The sequence below is a fragment of the Anaeromyxobacter diazotrophicus genome (genome assembly GCF_013340205.1).
GTDB lineage: Bacteria > Myxococcota > Myxococcia > Myxococcales > Anaeromyxobacteraceae > Anaeromyxobacter_A > Anaeromyxobacter_A diazotrophicus.
Genome location: NZ_BJTG01000003.1, coordinates 363,125 through 378,452, shown reverse-complemented (window position 1 = coordinate 378,452; position 15,328 = coordinate 363,125). Strand labels below are relative to the sequence as shown.

The 15,328-nt window shown below is 74.2% G+C and carries 17 protein-coding genes; 10 read left to right on the top strand and 7 right to left on the bottom strand.

Features of this window, described 5'->3' with window-relative positions:
* Genes HWY08_RS07700 through HWY08_RS07675 form a run of 6 tightly spaced genes read right to left on the bottom strand, consistent with a single transcriptional unit; the run spans position 1 to position 4,370 of the window.
* Entirely contained in the window at positions 1-630 is a 630-nt protein-coding gene (locus HWY08_RS07700; RefSeq protein WP_176064265.1) for a cytochrome c oxidase subunit 3, read from the bottom strand.
* Complete coding sequence (locus HWY08_RS07695) at positions 631-2,421, bottom strand: cytochrome c oxidase subunit I (protein ID WP_176064264.1); 1,791 nt, start codon at positions 2,419-2,421, stop codon at positions 631-633.
* Between the two features lie 2 nt (positions 2,422-2,423).
* Entirely contained in the window at positions 2,424-3,248 is an 825-nt protein-coding gene (coxB, locus tag HWY08_RS07690; protein WP_176064263.1) for a cytochrome c oxidase subunit II, read from the bottom strand.
* Positions 3,245-3,430 carry a hypothetical protein gene (locus HWY08_RS07685; RefSeq protein WP_176064262.1) on the bottom strand — a complete coding sequence of 62 codons (186 nt, stop codon included), beginning with the start codon at positions 3,428-3,430 and terminating at the stop codon, positions 3,245-3,247. Before HWY08_RS07685 ends, coxB begins: the two co-directional genes overlap by 4 nt.
* Positions 3,427-3,741 (bottom strand): cytochrome C oxidase subunit IV family protein, encoded by a 315-nt coding sequence (locus HWY08_RS07680; protein ID WP_176064261.1) that lies wholly within the window; start codon positions 3,739-3,741, stop codon positions 3,427-3,429. Before HWY08_RS07680 ends, HWY08_RS07685 begins: the two co-directional genes overlap by 4 nt.
* Before the next feature lie 8 nt (positions 3,742-3,749).
* Positions 3,750-4,370: a cytochrome c oxidase subunit 3 gene (locus tag HWY08_RS07675; protein WP_176064260.1), complete on the bottom strand. Its 621-nt coding sequence runs from the start codon at positions 4,368-4,370 to the stop codon at positions 3,750-3,752.
* Positions 4,371-4,457: 87 nt separating this feature from the next.
* Between HWY08_RS07675 and HWY08_RS07670 the strand changes: the two genes are divergently transcribed.
* Together HWY08_RS07670 and HWY08_RS07665 are read left to right on the top strand one after the other, a co-directional pair.
* Positions 4,458-5,198 (top strand): SCO family protein, encoded by a 741-nt coding sequence (locus HWY08_RS07670; RefSeq protein ID WP_235969515.1) that lies wholly within the window; start codon positions 4,458-4,460, stop codon positions 5,196-5,198.
* Positions 5,199-5,222: 24 nt separating this feature from the next.
* Positions 5,223-5,891, top strand: coding sequence for a TonB-dependent receptor (locus HWY08_RS07665; RefSeq protein ID WP_176064259.1), 669 nt, complete (start codon positions 5,223-5,225; stop codon positions 5,889-5,891).
* A 72-nt stretch (positions 5,892-5,963) separates the two neighbouring features.
* On the opposite strand, the gene HWY08_RS07660 is transcribed toward HWY08_RS07665, so the two are convergent.
* Entirely contained in the window at positions 5,964-6,800 is an 837-nt protein-coding gene (locus HWY08_RS07660) for an SDR family oxidoreductase (protein WP_176064258.1), read from the bottom strand.
* 218 nt (positions 6,801-7,018) lie between these two features.
* Here HWY08_RS07660 and HWY08_RS07655 point away from each other — a divergent pair, with 218 nt between their 5' ends.
* The 8 genes from HWY08_RS07655 to mraY all read left to right on the top strand — a co-directional run bounded on the left by HWY08_RS07655 (position 7,019) and on the right by mraY (position 15,326).
* Positions 7,019-7,456, top strand: a complete 438-nt coding sequence (locus tag HWY08_RS07655) for a division/cell wall cluster transcriptional repressor MraZ (RefSeq protein WP_176064257.1) — start codon at positions 7,019-7,021, stop codon at positions 7,454-7,456.
* A gap of 10 nt (positions 7,457-7,466) precedes the next feature.
* The gene (locus HWY08_RS07650; RefSeq protein ID WP_176064256.1) at positions 7,467-7,769 is read left to right on the top strand and encodes an STAS domain-containing protein; all 303 of its coding nucleotides are present in this window, start codon (positions 7,467-7,469) and stop codon (positions 7,767-7,769) included.
* Positions 7,766-8,698, top strand: coding sequence for a 16S rRNA (cytosine(1402)-N(4))-methyltransferase RsmH (rsmH, locus tag HWY08_RS07645; RefSeq protein WP_176064255.1), 933 nt, complete (start codon positions 7,766-7,768; stop codon positions 8,696-8,698). The genes HWY08_RS07650 and rsmH overlap by 4 nt, the downstream gene beginning before the upstream one ends.
* Positions 8,695-9,135 carry an FtsB/FtsL family cell division protein gene (locus tag HWY08_RS22025; protein WP_176064254.1) on the top strand — a complete coding sequence of 147 codons (441 nt, stop codon included), beginning with the start codon at positions 8,695-8,697 and terminating at the stop codon, positions 9,133-9,135. The genes rsmH and HWY08_RS22025 overlap by 4 nt, the downstream gene beginning before the upstream one ends.
* Before the next feature lie 15 nt (positions 9,136-9,150).
* Positions 9,151-11,172 carry a PASTA domain-containing penicillin-binding protein gene (locus HWY08_RS07635; RefSeq protein WP_176064253.1) on the top strand — a complete coding sequence of 674 codons (2,022 nt, stop codon included), beginning with the start codon at positions 9,151-9,153 and terminating at the stop codon, positions 11,170-11,172.
* Between the two features lie 91 nt (positions 11,173-11,263).
* Entirely contained in the window at positions 11,264-12,763 is a 1,500-nt protein-coding gene (locus HWY08_RS07630) for a UDP-N-acetylmuramoyl-L-alanyl-D-glutamate--2,6-diaminopimelate ligase (protein ID WP_176064252.1), read from the top strand.
* Positions 12,760-14,184 carry a UDP-N-acetylmuramoyl-tripeptide--D-alanyl-D-alanine ligase gene (locus HWY08_RS07625; protein WP_176064251.1) on the top strand — a complete coding sequence of 475 codons (1,425 nt, stop codon included), beginning with the start codon at positions 12,760-12,762 and terminating at the stop codon, positions 14,182-14,184. The genes HWY08_RS07630 and HWY08_RS07625 overlap by 4 nt, the downstream gene beginning before the upstream one ends.
* Positions 14,184-15,326 carry a phospho-N-acetylmuramoyl-pentapeptide-transferase gene (gene mraY, locus HWY08_RS07620; RefSeq protein WP_176064250.1) on the top strand — a complete coding sequence of 381 codons (1,143 nt, stop codon included), beginning with the start codon at positions 14,184-14,186 and terminating at the stop codon, positions 15,324-15,326. Before HWY08_RS07625 ends, mraY begins: the two co-directional genes overlap by 1 nt.
* The last annotated feature ends 2 nt before the right edge of the window (positions 15,327-15,328 follow it).

The window sequence follows — 15,328 nt, the reverse complement described above, 5'->3', positions numbered from 1 at the left end:
TCACAGCACGAAGACGGTCACGTAGAGCACGGCCCACACGACGCCGACGAAGTGCCAGTAGAGCGCCCACAGGCGCACGGCGGCGCGCCCCACCCCGCCCGGCCGCAGCGCGCGGACCGCGAGCGCGGCGAGCGCCACCACCCCCACCGCCACGTGCAGCCCGTGGAAGCCGGTGAAGGCGTAGAACACCGAGGCGTACGGGCCGTCGGAGGGGGCGAGCCCGCCGCGGAGGAGGCGGGTCCACACCGCCGCCTGCACCGCCAGGAACCCGGCCCCGAGCGCCGCGGCCGCCGCGAGCGCGGCCGCGACCCGGCTTCCGCGCGAGCCCCAGGCGCGCACGGCCGCGGCCACGGCGACGCTGGCGCCGAGGGCGAGGAGGGTGTTCACCCCCGGCAGGAGGAGGGGCAGCTCGGGCTGACCCGCCGGCGGCCAGCTCGGGGCGCGCAGGCGGACGAGCCCGTACGCGAAGAAGAGGCTCGCGAAGAGCATGGCCCAGGAGCCGAGGAACACCACCGTCCCGAGATGGGCGGTCTGCTCCTCGCGCGAGGGGCGCTGGCGCCGCCGCGCGAGGTCCGCCACCTCCGGCTCGCGGTCGAGCGGGCTCGTCATGGCGCGCGCGGCCGGAGGCACTCAGGCCCCTCCCGCCGCGGCGTCCGGCCTCACGGGCAGCTCCTCGGCCTGCCCCGCGAAGTCGCGCCCGGTGAGCCGCTGCACCTCCGGGCTCGACAGCTCGTAGGGCCCGCGCACGACGAGCGGGATGTGGTCGAAGTTGTGGAAGGGCGGCGGCGAGCGGGTCGCGGTCCACTCGAGCGTGGTGGCCTGCCAGGGGTTGTCGCCGGCCTGCTGCTGCCCGCGGCCGAAGACCGTCTTGAAGAAGTTCACGACGAAGGCGAGCTGGCCGGCGAAGAGCGCGAAGGCGAAGTAGCTCGTCCAGCGGTTGAGGCCGCGGAGCCCCTGGATGAACGTGTACTGGAAGGGGTCGAAGAGCCGCCGCTGCTGGCCGGCCCAGCCGGCGAGGAGCTGCCCGCCGAAGACGAGGGCGAGGCCCAGGAACGAGAACCAGAAGTGGGCCTTGCCGAGCCGCTCGTCGAGGCGCCGCCCGAACATCTTGGGGAACCAGAAGTAGAGGCCGGTCATGGCCCCCATGAACGACCCGGCGGCCATCGTGAAGTGGAAGTGGCCCACCACGAAGAGCGTGTCGTGGAGGTAGAGGTCCATCGAGATGTCGCCCAGGAACAGCCCGGTCAGCCCGCCCACGCCGAAGAGCACCATCGTCCCGAGCGCGAACAGCATCGGCGTGTCGAAGCGCAGCGACCCGCCCCAGATCGTGAAGAGCCAGTTCAGCACCACGATCATCGAGGGCACGCTGATGACGAGCGTGAACAGCATGAACCCCTCGCCGAGGAGCGGGCTCATCCCGGTGAGGAACATGTGGTGCCCGTACACCAGGGCGGAGAGGACGGTCACCGCCACCAGCGCGCCCACCGTCCCGCGGTACCAGTGGTGCGGCTTGCGCGAGAAGACCGCCAGCACGTCGCCCAGGATCCCCCAGGCCGGGAGGATCATGATGTAGACCTCGGGGTGCCCGAAGATCCAGAACAGGTGCTGGTAGATGATGGGGTCGCCGCCCCCCGCCACGCTCGAGGCGCCCGCCACGAAGAACTGCGTCCCGAAGTTGCGGTCGAACAGGAGCAGCAGCGCCGCCGAGCCGAGCACCGGGATGAAGAGCGCGTTCAGCACGGCCGTGAGCCACAGCCCCCAGATCGTGAGCGGCAGCCGCATCCAGGTCATGCCCGGCGCCCGCAGCCGGATGACGGTGGTCACGTAGTTGACCGCGCCCATGGTGCTCGACACGCCGGTGACGAAGATGGCGAGGATGACCAGCGTCTGGCCGAGCCCCGGGGTGCCGACGTTGGTCGAGAGTGGCGCGTAGGTCGTCCACCCGGCGCCCGCGGTGCCGAGGTCGGTCGCGAACGAGGCGAGCACGAGCAACTGCGACAGGAGGAAGCTCCAGAACGAGTACATGTTGAGGCGCGGGAAGGCCATGTCCCGCGCGCCGATCATGAGCGGGATGAGGAAGTTGCCGAAGGCGCCGATGAGCACCGGCGTCACGGCGAAGAAGATCATGATGAGGCCGTGGGTGGTGAAGAGCGTCTGGTACGTGGCGGGGCCGATGACGCCGCCGCTGGCCGGGAAGAGGAGGCGGCCGACCACCGGCACCGGGCGATACGGGAACGCCCACTGCCAGCGGATGAGCATCGCCATCCCGCCGCCGACCAGCATGAAGAGGAGCCCGGCCCAGAGGAACTGCTTCCCGATGACCTTGTGGTCGATGGAGAAGACGTACCGGCGCCAGAAGGCCGTCGGCTGCGGGTGGATCGGCTGCGCCGCTTCCCACAGCGCCTGCGCGGGCGTCGCCATGGCTACTCCTTCCTCCAGGCCCAGCCCCAGTGCGCCTCGCTGTCGGTCGCGTCGTACCCGCGGCGCGCGTCGGCCCGGGCGGTCTCGAGCCAGCGCCGGTAGTCCTCGGGCGCGAGCACGGTGAGGATCCCGCGCATCTTGTAGTGGTTCGGCCCGCAGTGCTGGGCGCAGGCGATCTCGTACTCGCCGGGCTCCCGGCCCTGGAAGGTGATCGAGTTGATCATCCCCGGCACCGCGTCGCGCTTCACCCGGAAGTTCGGCAGGTAGAAGCTGTGGATGACGTCCGTCGAGGCGAGCTGGATGACCACCGGGACGCCGGCGGGGACCCGCACGTCGTTCAAGGTCACCACGTCGTCGGCGGAGTTGAACTCGCCCTGTGCGGACGGGTAGCGCACCGCCCAGGCCCACTGGTGCGCGTTGACCTCGATGCGCACCGCCCCGGGCTGCTCCTCGGCCCGAGCGAAGTTCCAGAAGTGGCCGTTGAGGTCGAGGAGCGTCCGGACGAACATCGTCACGTCCACCCCGAACGCGATCACCGCCACCGTCGCCACCAGCACGCCGACCGAGCGGCGCGAGCCGTGCGTGTAGCGGGCGGGGTGCGCCCGGCCGTGGCGCAGGAAGGAGAAGGCCATGGCGCCCAGCACCACGACGAAGATCGTGACGGTGGCGAGGAGCGTGAAGTGGAGGAGCTCGTCCACGCGCGCGCCGTCGAGCGAGACGTCGCGCGGCAGGCCGTAGCCGCGCTCCGGCGCGGGCGCGGCGGCGGCGCGGGTGGCGAGCGCTGCGGCCGCGGCGGCGGCCGCGGCGAGGGGGCGCGGGGACCTCACGGGCGATCCTCCTCGCCGCGGCGGACGGCGCGGAGCACCACCGCCGCGACGGCGTACGGGAAGCCGACGAGCGCCGCCACCAGCAGCCAGGCGTGGGGCGCGCCGTCCCGCGCGCAGGCGGGACAGGCCGCGGCCAGGGCCGGCGCGGCGGCGAGGGCCAGGGCGGAGGCGAGCCGCTTCATCGCGAGATCCCCCAGGCGGCCTCCGCCACGAGCGCCAGCGCGTAGGCGGCGGGCGCGACGAGCGGGCCGAAGACGGTGAGGCGCAGGATGCGCGTCTCGTACCGCAGGTGCATGAAGAAGAGGCCGACCAGCACCGCCTTGGCGACGGCGAGGAGGATGAGCGCCACCATGCGCGGCCCGCGCGCCACGCCGGAGGCGCTCGCCACCGCCACCTCGGCGAGGGTCATCACCACCAGCCCGGCGAAGACGGCCAGGATCTCGCGGCGGCTCGTGCGCGCGCGGGGGGCAGCGGCTTGGCTCGAGAGCTCCATCCCGAACCTCACGGGAAGAGGTAGAGGAACGAGAAGACGAACACCCAGACGAAGTCGACGAAGCACCAGTACAGCCCGAGGATCTCGACGTCGTGCGCGCCGGCCTCGCCGCGCACGTACCGGCCGAGGACGGCCAGCATGTAGACGACGCCGACGAGCACGTGCAGCCCGTGGTAGCCGGTGATGATGTAGAAGGTGCTCGCCCGCGCGGAGTGGCCGAAGACGAGCCCCTCGCGCACGAGCCCGTGCCCCCACAGCCCGAACCACTCCTGGTACTGGCCGAGGAGGAAGAGCGCGCCCCCCAGCGCCGTCACCCCCAGGAGCAGCGCGGCCGCGCGCCGCCGCCCCTCCACCGCCGCGGCGTGCGCGAAGACGTTCGTCACGCTGGTCGCGATGAGGAGGATGGTGAGGCCGGCCGTGAACGAGAGGCCGAGCGCGGGCTCGCCCGGCGCGCGCCACGCGTGCGCCGAGGTCCGCAGGATCCCGTAGGCGAGCAGGAGCCCGCCGAACGAGAACGCGTCGGAGACGAGGAAGATCCACATCCCGATCTTGCCGGGGGTGGCGGCTCCGTACTGCGCGTCCGGCGGCCAGGCAGCTGCCGGCGCGTGGTGCGCGATGCCTTGGCTCATGCGGGCCTCTGCTCTCGACGCGCTCGACGACTTGATGCACATCAATTACTGTCAGTCGATAGCCCGGCGCAAGGAGCCGCCCCGCCCATGCCCAAGATGGTCGCCCGCGCCGGCGACCCGCCGCATGACGCAGCGCGTCCGCCGGGGAAGGAGAGCGCCGAGATGACCCCGAGCCCGACCGCCCCCCCGCCCGCGCCGCCGGCCTCGCTGCTGGCCCGCATGGTGGCACGCCCAACCTTCTGGCTGCTCGCGCTCGCCCTCCCCGCGGCGTGGCCGCTCGTCTGGGCGCTGCGCACGCCCCTCCCGCCGCCGCTGCCAGTCCTCGGGGAGGTCCCTCGCTTCGAGCTCACGAGCGAGCAAGGCCGCGCCTTCGGCTCGCCCGAGCTCGAGGGTCACGTCTGGATCGCGAGCTTCGTCTTCACGCGCTGCGACACGATCTGCCCCGCCATCACGAGCACGATGGCGCGCGTGCAGTCGCGCGCCCGCAACCTCGAGCCCGCGCTCCACCTCGTCTCCTTCACCGTCGACCCGGAGCACGACACGCCGGCGCGGCTCGCCGCCTACGCACGCGGCTACCGGGCGAGCCCCCGACTCTGGACCTTCCTCACCGGCCCCGCCGACGCGGTGCAGCGCGCCGTCGTCTCCGGGCTGCACGCGGCGATGGGGAACGACGCCCCGCCCGGCGCCGAGCCCGCCATCTTCCACGACACCCACCTCGTCCTGGTCGACGCGCGCGGCCGGATCCGCGGCTACTACGACTCGGGGGACGCGGACGCGGTGACGCGGGTGGTCCGGGACGCAGCCTTGCTGGTCAACCGTGGGAGCTGAGCGCTCCCCACAAGGAGGTCGAACGTGAAAGCAGTCCTGGGGACGATGGTGCTCGTGCTCGCGGCGGTGGCCGCGCCGGCGGGCGCGGGCGAGATCAAGGGCACGGTGAGCTTCACCGGCGCCCCGCCGCAGCTCGCACCGCTCAAGGTGACGAAGAACCAGAACGTCTGCGGGGCCACCGTCCCCGACCAGTCGATCGAGGTGGCGGGCGGCCACCTCGAGAACGTGGTGGTGATGGTGAAGGGGAGCGGCCTCCCCAAGCCGCCGCCGGAGAAGATCGTGCTCGACCAGGAGAAGTGCCACTACAAGCCGCACGTCCAGGCGACCGGCCCGGGGGCGACGGTCGAGATCGTGAACAGCGACCCCATGCTCCACAACATCCACGGCTACCTGGGGACGACCACCGTCTTCAACATCGCCATGCCGATCAAGGGCCAGAAGATCCCGCGCGTGCTCTCGAAGCCCGGCGTCGTCCACGTGAAGTGCGACGTGCACGAGTGGATGAACGGCTGGATCGTGGTCTCCGACACGCCCTACGCGAAGGTGGGCGACGACGGCTCCTACACGATCAAGGACGTGCCGCCGGGCACCTACACGGTGACCGCCTGGCACGAGAAGCTCGGCGAGAAGTCGCAGCAGGTCACGGTGCCGGCGAGCGGCGACGCGGCCGCCAGCTTCACGTACGGCAAGTAGCTCCCGGGCGCGGGCCGGCGCCGGCACCCCGCTCCGGCGGGCGCGCGCCGGCGCCGGCGGCGCGCGGCCGGCTCACCCCTCCCGCGCCTCGTCGACGAAGAGGTCGCGCATGAGCGGCTCGCCCGGCTTCACCGCGTAGCGCTCGAAGTCCTGCATCCCCTCGGCGCGCAGCACGTCCTCGTCGATGAAGAAGTTGCCGGTGCACTGCCGCGCCGGGCGCGTCAGCACCGCCCAGGCGGCGTCGGCGACGATCTCGGCGGTGCGCCCGTGCTGGGCGGTCTCGTCGCCGCCGAGCAGGTTCAGGGCGGCGGTGGCGATGACCGTGCGCGGCCAGAGCGCGTTCACGGCCACGCCGCGCTCCCTCAGCTCCTCGGCCATGCCGAGCACGCACATGCTCATGCCGTACTTCGCCATCGTGTAGGCGACGTGCGGCGCGAACCAGCGCGGCCGGAGGGAGAGCGGCGGCGAGAGCATGAGGACGTGCGGGTTCTCCGCCTTCAGCAGGTGGGGCAGGCAGGTCTGGGTGCAGAGGAACGTCCCGCGCGCGTTCACGCCCTGCATGAGGTCGTACCGCTTCATCGGGGTCGAGGCGGTGTCGGCGAGGAAGATGGCGCTCGCGTTGTTGACGAGCACGTCGATCCCGCCGAAGCGCTCCACCGCCTGCGCCACCGCCCGGGCCACCTCCTCGTCGGAGCGGATGTCGCAGGGCACCGCCAGCGCCTTGCCCCCGGCCTGCTCGATCTCCTCCGCCGCCGAGTAGATGGTCCCGGGCAGCTTGGGGTTTGCGACCTTCGACTTCGCGGCCACGACCACGTTCGCGCCGTCGCGCGCCGCCCGCACGCCGATGGCCTTCCCGATCCCGCGGCTCGCGCCGGTGATGAAGATCGTCTTTCCCTTCAAGGTGGGCATGCCGCCGAGCATCGCCGCCCGCCGGGGCGGCGCCAACTCCGGCGCGCGCGCCACCCCAACCGAGCCGGCGCACCTTTCCGTGCCTGAACGCCCTAGCAGATCCAACCCCGCGACATCTCTGGGGTCCGTTGACAGTCGCGACCGAAGCCCGTAGATCCGTGGCGTCGAGTGGGAAATAGTGGCAAACAGCGGATCAGGGCGGGACAGAGAGCCAAGCAGTGTTCTACGGGACCTTCCACCACGCGATCGACGCCAAGGGGCGCACCAGCCTCCCGGCCAAGTTCCGCGAGTCGCTCGCCGCGGCGGGCGAGCCGAAGGTCTTCCTGATCCAGGCGCCGGGGATGAAGGCGCTCCGGGCCCTGCCTCACTCGGAGTGGAAGAAGCTCGAGGAGAAGGTGCTGCAGGCGAGCCCGTTCGACCTCAAGGCGCAGAAGAACATCCTGCGCTTCGTCTCGAGCGCGCAGGAGATCGACCTCGACGAGCACGGCCGCGTGCTCGTCCCGGCCCAGCTCCGCGCGTACGCCGGGCTGCAGAAGGACGTGGTGTGGACGGGGATGGGGCGCGACGTCTGCCTCTGGGACAGGGCGCGCTTCGAGGAGCAGCAGGCGGAGGAGATGGCGGAAGGCGACGTCATCGACTTCTTCAAGGGCGTGTAGGGAGGCGGTCATGTACGAGGCGCGCGACCAGGACGGCGTCACCATCGTGCGAGGGGTGGGCGAGCTCGGCCGGGCCGAGCTGGCCGCCATCGCGGCGATCGCGGCGCGCGCCCGGCACGAGGGGCGGATGGTGGTGGTGGACCTGAAGCGCGTCACCCACCTCCACTACGCCGGCGCGGCGCTGCTCAAGGCCATCCCGGGGCTGCGCGCGGCGGGCGCGTCGCGCTACGTGCGCGACCTCGTCCACGCCGGCGGCGCCGCCGGGTACGTGGAGCTCTACCCCGACGTCGAGGAGGCCGTGCGCGCCGCGTGAGCGCCGGATTCCACCATGCGTCCGTCCTGGCCCGCGAGGTCGTCCGCGTCCTGCAGCCCGCGCCCGGCAAGCTCCTGCTCGACGGGACGCTGGGCGGCGGCGGGCACACCGAGCTCCTCCTGGCGGAGGGCGCGCGCGTGATCGGCATCGACAAGGACCCGCGCGCCCTGGCCGCGGCCAGCGCCCGCCTCGCGCGCTACGGCGAGGCCTTCCGCGCGGTGCGGGCCGACTTCCGCGACGCCAAGGACGTGCTCTCGGCGCTCGGGCTGTCCGGGGTGGACGGCGCGCTGGTGGACCTGGGCGTCTCCTCGCCGCAGCTCGACGACCCCGCCCGCGGCTTCTCCTTCCGCGAGGCCGGCCCGCTCGACATGCGCATGGGCGAGGAGGGCGAGACGGTGGCGGAGCTGCTCGCCCGCGTCGACGAGCGCGAGCTGGCGCGGATCCTCGAGGAGTACGGCGAGGAGCCCTTCGCGCGGCCGGTGGCGCGCGCCATCAAGCGCGCTGTGGCCGACGGGGAGGAGCTCGACACGGCCCGGCTGGCCGAGGTGGTGGCCGGCGCCATCCCGCGCAAGGCGTGGCCGAAGCGCATCCACCCCGCCACCCGCACCTTCCAGGCGCTCCGCATCGCGGTCAACGACGAGCTGGGCGCGCTGGCGCAGTGGCTCGGCAGCCTGCCGGGGCTGTTGAACCCGGGCGGGCGCGCGGCGGCCATCGCCTTCCACTCGCTCGAGGACCGGATGGTGAAGGAGCGCTTCCGCGCCCTCACCCACGCCTGCGTCTGCCCGCCCGACCTGCCGGTCTGCGGCTGCGGCGCGAAGGCCGGCTTCGCGCCGGTGACCCGCGGCGCGATCAAGGCCTCCGAGGAGGAGATCGCCGAGAACCCGCGGGCCCGGAGCGCGCGGCTGCGCGCCGTGGAGCGGCTGCGATGAGCGCCGGGCGCCGCGGCGGCGCGGTCCTGCTCGTCCTGCGCGCGGCGCTCTGCGCCGCCGCGCTGGCCGGGGTGGGCGTGTTCCACGTGTGGTCGCACACGCGGGTGACGAACGAGGGCTACCGGCTGGATGAGCTGCGGCGCGCGCGCGAGGCGCTGCGCGCCGAGCGGAACCGGCTCGAGATCGAGGTCGCGACGTTGCGCGCTCCGGGGAGGCTCTCGAGCCTCGCCCGCGAGCGCCTGGGGATGGCTCCGCCGGCGCCGGGGGCGGTGGTGGCGGGTCGGGCGGTGGCGGTGGCGGCGGGTGGGACGGGCAGGGCGGTGGGCGAGGAAAGCCTTCGCCCCGCGCCGGCGGAGCCAGCTGTACGGAGGGTGGCGCAGGCGCGCCGCGAGGCGGTGGCGTTCGGCGAGGCGATGGCCCGGCACCAGCCGGAGTAGCGGAGGGGACGACGGATGCGGACCGGGGGCGAGGCGGCGCAGGTCCGCTGGATCGCCGCGCGCATCGCCGCGGTGGCGCTCCTCTTCGTGGGCGGCTTCGCCGCTGTGGCGGCGCAGGCGGTGCGCCTCCAGGTCCTGCAGGCGGACAAGCTCCGCGGCCACGGCGAGGACCAGTGGCGACGCTTCGTCGAGCTGCCGCCGCGCCGGGGGGCGATCACCGCCCGCAACGGCGAGCTCCTCGCCGCCAGCGCCGACGCGCCGTCGGTGGGCGCCAGCCCGGCCGCGCTGCAGCGCCTCGAGCCCGGCGACCAGGCGCGGCTCGCGCGCGCGCTCGGGATGGACCTGGAGCAGCTCCGCCGCCGGGCGCAGCGCGGCTCGAAGTTCGTGTGGCTGAAGCGGCGCATCGGCCCGGACGAGGCGAAGGCGGTGCAGGCGCTCGGCCTCGACGCGGTGGCCCTCTTCCAGGAGCCGCGCCGGTACTACCCGGCGAAGACGCTGGCGGCGCAGCTGGTCGGCTTCGTCGGCGACGACGGCGAGGGGCTGGAGGGGATCGAGAAGGCCTACGACGAGGCGCTGCAGGGCGACGGTGCGCGCGTGGCCTCGGTGCGCGACGCGCGCGGCCGCTCGGTGCTGACGGAGGCGCCCGCGCCCGAGGCGCTCCTGGCCGGGGCGCAGGTCGAGCTCGCCCTCGACGGCGGCCTGCAGCTCGTGGCCGAGCAGGCGCTCGGCAAGGCGGTGGCGCAGGCGCGCGCCGCCTCCGGGATCCTGGTGGCGATCGACCCGCGCACCGGCGAGGTGCTGGCGCTGGCCCAGGCGCCCGGCTTCAACCCGAACCTCCCGCGCAAGGGCGGCCTGCTCCGCAACAAGGCGGTGCTCGACACCTTCGAGCCCGGCTCGACCTTCAAGATCTTCACCGTGGCGGGCGCGCTCGAGTCGGGCGTGCTCATGCCCACCGACACCATCGACTGCGAGCAGGGCGCCTACCGCATCGGCGGCCACGTCATCCACGACCACAAGGGCCTCGGCCGCGCCAGCGCCGCCCGCATCCTCGCCGCCAGCTCCAACGTCGGGGCGGCCAAGATCGGCGCGCGGCTGGGCCGGGAGCGGCTCCGGCAGACCCTGCTCGCCTTCGGCTTCGGCGAGCGGACCGGCACCGAGATCCCCGGCGAGCCGCGCGGCGCGGTGCCCTTCCCGAAGGCGGAGATCACGCTCGCCACCATGAGCTTCGGGCAGGGCGTCGCCGCCACGCCGCTCCAGATCACCGCCGCGGTGGCGGCGGTCGCGAACGGCGGCACGCTCATGAAGCCGATCCTGGTGCGGCGGGTGGTCGACGCCGGGACCGGCGCGGTGCTCTCCCGCAACGACCCCACCCCCATCCGCCGCGCGGTCTCCCGCGAGACCGCCCTCCAGCTCTCGCGCTGGCTCGAGGGCGTGGTGAGCGACGCGGACGGCACCGGCAAGCGGGCGCGCATCCCCGGGTGGCGGGTGGCGGGCAAGACCGGCACGGCGCAGAAGGCCGACCCCCTCACCCACCGCTACTCGGTCGACAAGCGCTTCAGCTCGTTCGTGGGCTTCGCGCCCGCCGAGGCGCCGCGCCTGGCGGTGGGCGTCTTCGTGGACGAGCCGCGCGGGGACGTCTACGGCGGCGAGGTGGCCGCCCCGGTCTTCCGCGAGGTGGTCGAGCACGCGCTCAAGTCGATGGGGGTGCCGCCCTCCGGGGAGGCGGACGAGCTCGCGGCGGCCGGGGCCCCGGCGGCGCCCGACCCGGCCCCGGCGCGGCGGTCCACCCCGGCGGACGAGCCCTCCCCGGGCGCGGCCATCGAGGAGACGGCCGCGCGCGCGGACGGCGAGGGGGGCGTGGCGGTCCCCGCGCTGGCCGGGCTGCCGGCCCGCGTCGCCCTGCGGCGGCTGGAGGAGGCCGAGCTCACCGGCGAGGTGACCGGCTCGGGGCGCGTCACCGGCCAGTCCCCCCGGCCCGGGCAGGTCGTCGACCGGGGGGCACGGGTGCGCCTCGTCCTCGCCCCGCCGCGGAGCTGACGGGCGGTCCCTGGCCCCGGCTCCGATCCCGTATCCTCAAACCTTTCTGCCCGGGGCGGCTCGCCGTAGAATCGCGCCGGGCCGGAGCGAGATGCGCCTTTCCAAGGTGATCGAGGGGACGGGAGCGCGGGGGGCGCTCGAGGGCGATCCGCCGATCGCGCTCGTGACGGGCGACTCGCGCGCGGTCCGGCCGGGGGCGCTCTTCTTCGCCCTGCGCGGGGTCGCGGCCGACGGGCACGACTTCGCCGCCGAGGCGGCGCGCCGGGGCGCGGCGGCGGTGGTGGCCGAGCGCGAGGTCGCCTGCGCGCCGGCGCGGCTCCTGCTCGTCCCCAGCACCCGCCGCGCCATGGCCCTCGCGGCCATGAACTTCTTCGGCCGGCCCGGGGAGGCGCTCGAGCTCGTCGGCGTCACCGGCACGAACGGGAAGACCACCGTCACCTACCTGGTGGAGGCGTGCGCCCGGGCGGCCGGCGTCCCGAGCGCGGTGCTCGGCACCGTGACGCACCGCTGGCCGGGCGGGGAGCGCCCCGCCAGCCACACCACCCCGGAGTCGACCGAGGTGGCCGAGACGCTCGCCACCGCCCGCGACGCCGGGGCGCGCCTCGCGCTCCTGGAGGTCTCGTCGCACGCGCTCGCCCAGGAGCGCGCCGCGGGCCTCACCTTCCGCGCGGCCGGCTTCACGAACCTCACCCGCGACCACCTCGACTACCACGGCGACATGGAGGGGTACTTCCAGGCCAAGCGCCGGCTCTTCACCGAGCACCTCGCGCCGGGCGGGACGGCGGTGCTGAACGGCGCGGACGCCTACGGCCAGCGGCTCGCGAGCGAGCTCGCGCGCGGCGGGACCGCCCGCGTCTGGCGCTACGGCGCGCCCGGCGCCGAGCTCGGCGCGGCCGGGGCGCGCTTCGGCCTCGGGGGCCTCTCGGCGCGGCTCGCGACCCCCGCCGGCGAGCTCGACCTCGCCTCCCCGCTCGTCGGCGCGCACAACCTCGAGAACCTCCTGTGCGCCGCCGGCCTCGCCCTCGCGGCCGGGCTGCCGCTCGAGGCGGTGGGCCGCGGCCTCGCCGCCTGCCCCGGCGCGCCCGGCCGGCTCGAGCGCGTCAGCGGCCGGGGCGTGCACGCCTTCGTCGACTACGCCCACACCGACGACGCCCTGGCGCGCGCGATCGCCGCGCTGCGGGCGCTCGCGCCCCGGCGCCTCGTGGTGGTGTTCGGCTGCGGCGGCGACCGCGACCGCGGCAAGCGCCCGCTCATGGGCGAGGTGGCCGGCCGCGGCGCCGAGCTCGCGGTCGCGACGAGCGACAACCCGCGCGGCGAGCGGCCCGAGGACATCCTGGCCGAGATCGTGCCGGGGCTGGAGCGGGCCGGGGCGCGCCGCCTCACCGGCGCCGAGGCGGCGGCCGGGGCGCGCGGTTACCTCGTCGTCCCCGACCGCCGGGAGGCGATCGCGCTCGCGCTCGCCGCCGCCCGGCCCGGCGACGCCGTGCTCATCGCCGGCAAGGGCCACGAGGACTACCAGCTCATCGGCGGCGAGCGCCGCCACTTCGACGATCGCGAGGAGGCGCGCCGGGGGCTCGGCGCCACGCCATGAACGGACCACGCTTCACCCGCTACGAGCTCGCCTCCGCCGCGGGCGGCCGCTTCGTCGGGCCGCCTCCGCCGGAAGTCCAGGGCGTCACCACCGACACGCGCCAGCTCGGGCCGGGCGCCTGCTTCGTCGCGCTCCGGGGCGAGCGCTTCGACGGGCACGACTTCCTCCCGCAGGCGCGCGCCGCCGGGGCCGCCTGCGCCGTGGTCGAGGAGGGCCGCCTCGCCTCCCTGCCCGCCGCGGCGCTGGCGCTCCCGCTGCTCGCCGTCCGCGACTCGCTGGAGGCGCTGGCGCTCCTCGCCCGCTACCACCGCCGCCGCTTCGCCATCCCGGTGGTGGGCGTCACCGGCTCGAACGGGAAGACCACCACCCGCGAGATGATCGGGCTCGTGCTGCGCACCCGCGGCCCGGCCCTCAAGACGGAGGGCAACCTCAACAACGAGATCGGCGTGCCGCTCACGCTGCTCGGCCTCGCGCCGGAGCACCAGCGGGCGGTGATCGAGATGGGGATGAACCACCCCGGCGAGGTGGCGCGCCTGGCCGCCATGGCCGAGCCGCAGGTGGGCGTCGTCACCATGGCCGGCGCCGCGCACGTGGAGCACTTCGGCGGGGACGTCGAGGGGGTCGCCGACGCCAAGGCCGAGCTCTACTTCGCGCTGCCGCGCGGGGGCGTGGCGGTCGCCAACGCCGACGACCCGCGCATGCTGAAGCGGGCGCAGGCCTCCGGCCGCTCCCTCATCACCTTCGCCGCCGGCCGGGGCCACCGCGGCGACGTGGTGGTGCTCGAGGTCCTCGAGCACGGGCCGGCCGGCCTGCGCTTCACGCTCGGCCTCGGGCAGAAGGAGGTCCTGGTCGCGCTGCCGCTGGTGGGGCTGCACAACGCCGCCAACGCGGCCGCCGCCGCCGCCGCCGCCATGGCGCTCGGCTACGGGGACAAGGAGATCGCGCAGGGCCTGGCCCAGGTGCAGCCGGTCGGCCGCCGCCTGCGCATCGAGGACCTCCCCTCCGGCGTGACCCTCGTCGACGACTGCTACAACGCGAACCCCGCCTCGATGACCGCCGCGCTCGCGACGCTCGGGGCGGTGGCCGGCCCGGGCCGGCGCGCGGTGGCGGTGCTGGGCGACATGCTCGAGCTCGGCGCCACGGAGGAGGCGATGCACCGCGTCCTGGGCGAGCAGGCGGCCCATGCGGTGGCGCGGCTGCACGCGTTCGGCCCGCGCTCGCGCCACACCGCCGAGGCCGCCCGCGCCGCCGGCCTCGCCGACGTCACCCACACCACCGACCTGCCGGAGCTCGTGGCCCAGGTGAAGGAGCGGCTCGCGCCCGGCGACGTGCTCCTGGTGAAGGGGAGCCGGGCCAACCAGCTGGAGCGGCTCGTGGCCGCGCTCGGCTCGACCCCCACCCAGCCCGGCGACGCCCACTAATGCTCTACCACCTGCTCTACCCGCTCGCGGGGCGCTTCGCGCTCTTCAACGTCCTGCGCTATCCCTCCTTCCGCATCCTGGCGGCGGGGTTCACCGCGCTCGTGCTGGGCCTGCTCCTCGGCCCGGTCTTCATCGAGCGCATGCGCGTCATCCAGTACGGCAGCTCCAACGTGCGGGAGGACACCCCCGAGTCGCACAAGAAGAAGACCGGCACCCCGTCCATGGGCGGCGCGCTGATCCTCTTCTCGATGGGGACCGCGACCCTCCTCTTCGCGAACCTGACCAACCGCTACGTCTGGGCCGCGCTCACCATCACGCTCAGCTTCGGCGCCATCGGCTTCTGGGACGACTACCTCAAGATCTCGAAGCGCAACTCGAAGGGGCTGGCCGGGAAGAAGAAGCTCCTCTGGCAGACCCTCATCGTGGTCGCGGTCTACTACCTCTTCCTCTCCGACCTGCACTTCACGGTCGCGCACGCCTTCCCCTGGCTCCGGGTGGGCAGCTTCCAGGACCTGCACGTCACCCTGCCCTTCGTGCCGACCCGCTGGTTCAACCCGTCGCTCGGCTGGCTCTACCTGCCGTTCATGGTGCTGGTGGTGCTGGGGACGAGCCACGCGGTCAACCTGACCGACGGCCTGGACGGCCTCGCGGTCGGCCCGACCATCGTCTCGGCCTCCACCTTCCTCATCCTCGCCTACGTGGCCGGCACGACCATCGGCGGCTTCTCCATCGCCGTCTACCTGCGCATCCCGGTCATCCCCGGCGCGGCGGAGCTGGGGGTGTTCTGCGCCGCGCTCATCGGCGCCGGCATCGCCTTCCTCTGGTACAACACCTACCCGGCGTCGGTGTTCATGGGGGACGTCGGCTCGCTGGCGCTGGGCGGCGCCCTCGGCTCGCTGGCGGTGCTCACCAAGAACGAGGTCGCGAGCGCCATCCTGCACGGCGTCTTCCTGGCCGAGACGCTCTCGGTCATGATCCAGGTGGCGAGCTACAAGTACACCGGGCGGAGGGTCTTCAAGATGGCGCCCATCCACCACCACTTCGAGCTCAAGGGCTGGGCCGAGCCGAAGATCATCGTCCGCTTCTGGATCATCGCCATCATGCTGGCGCTCGTGGCGCTGGCGTCGCTCAAGCTGAGGTAGGC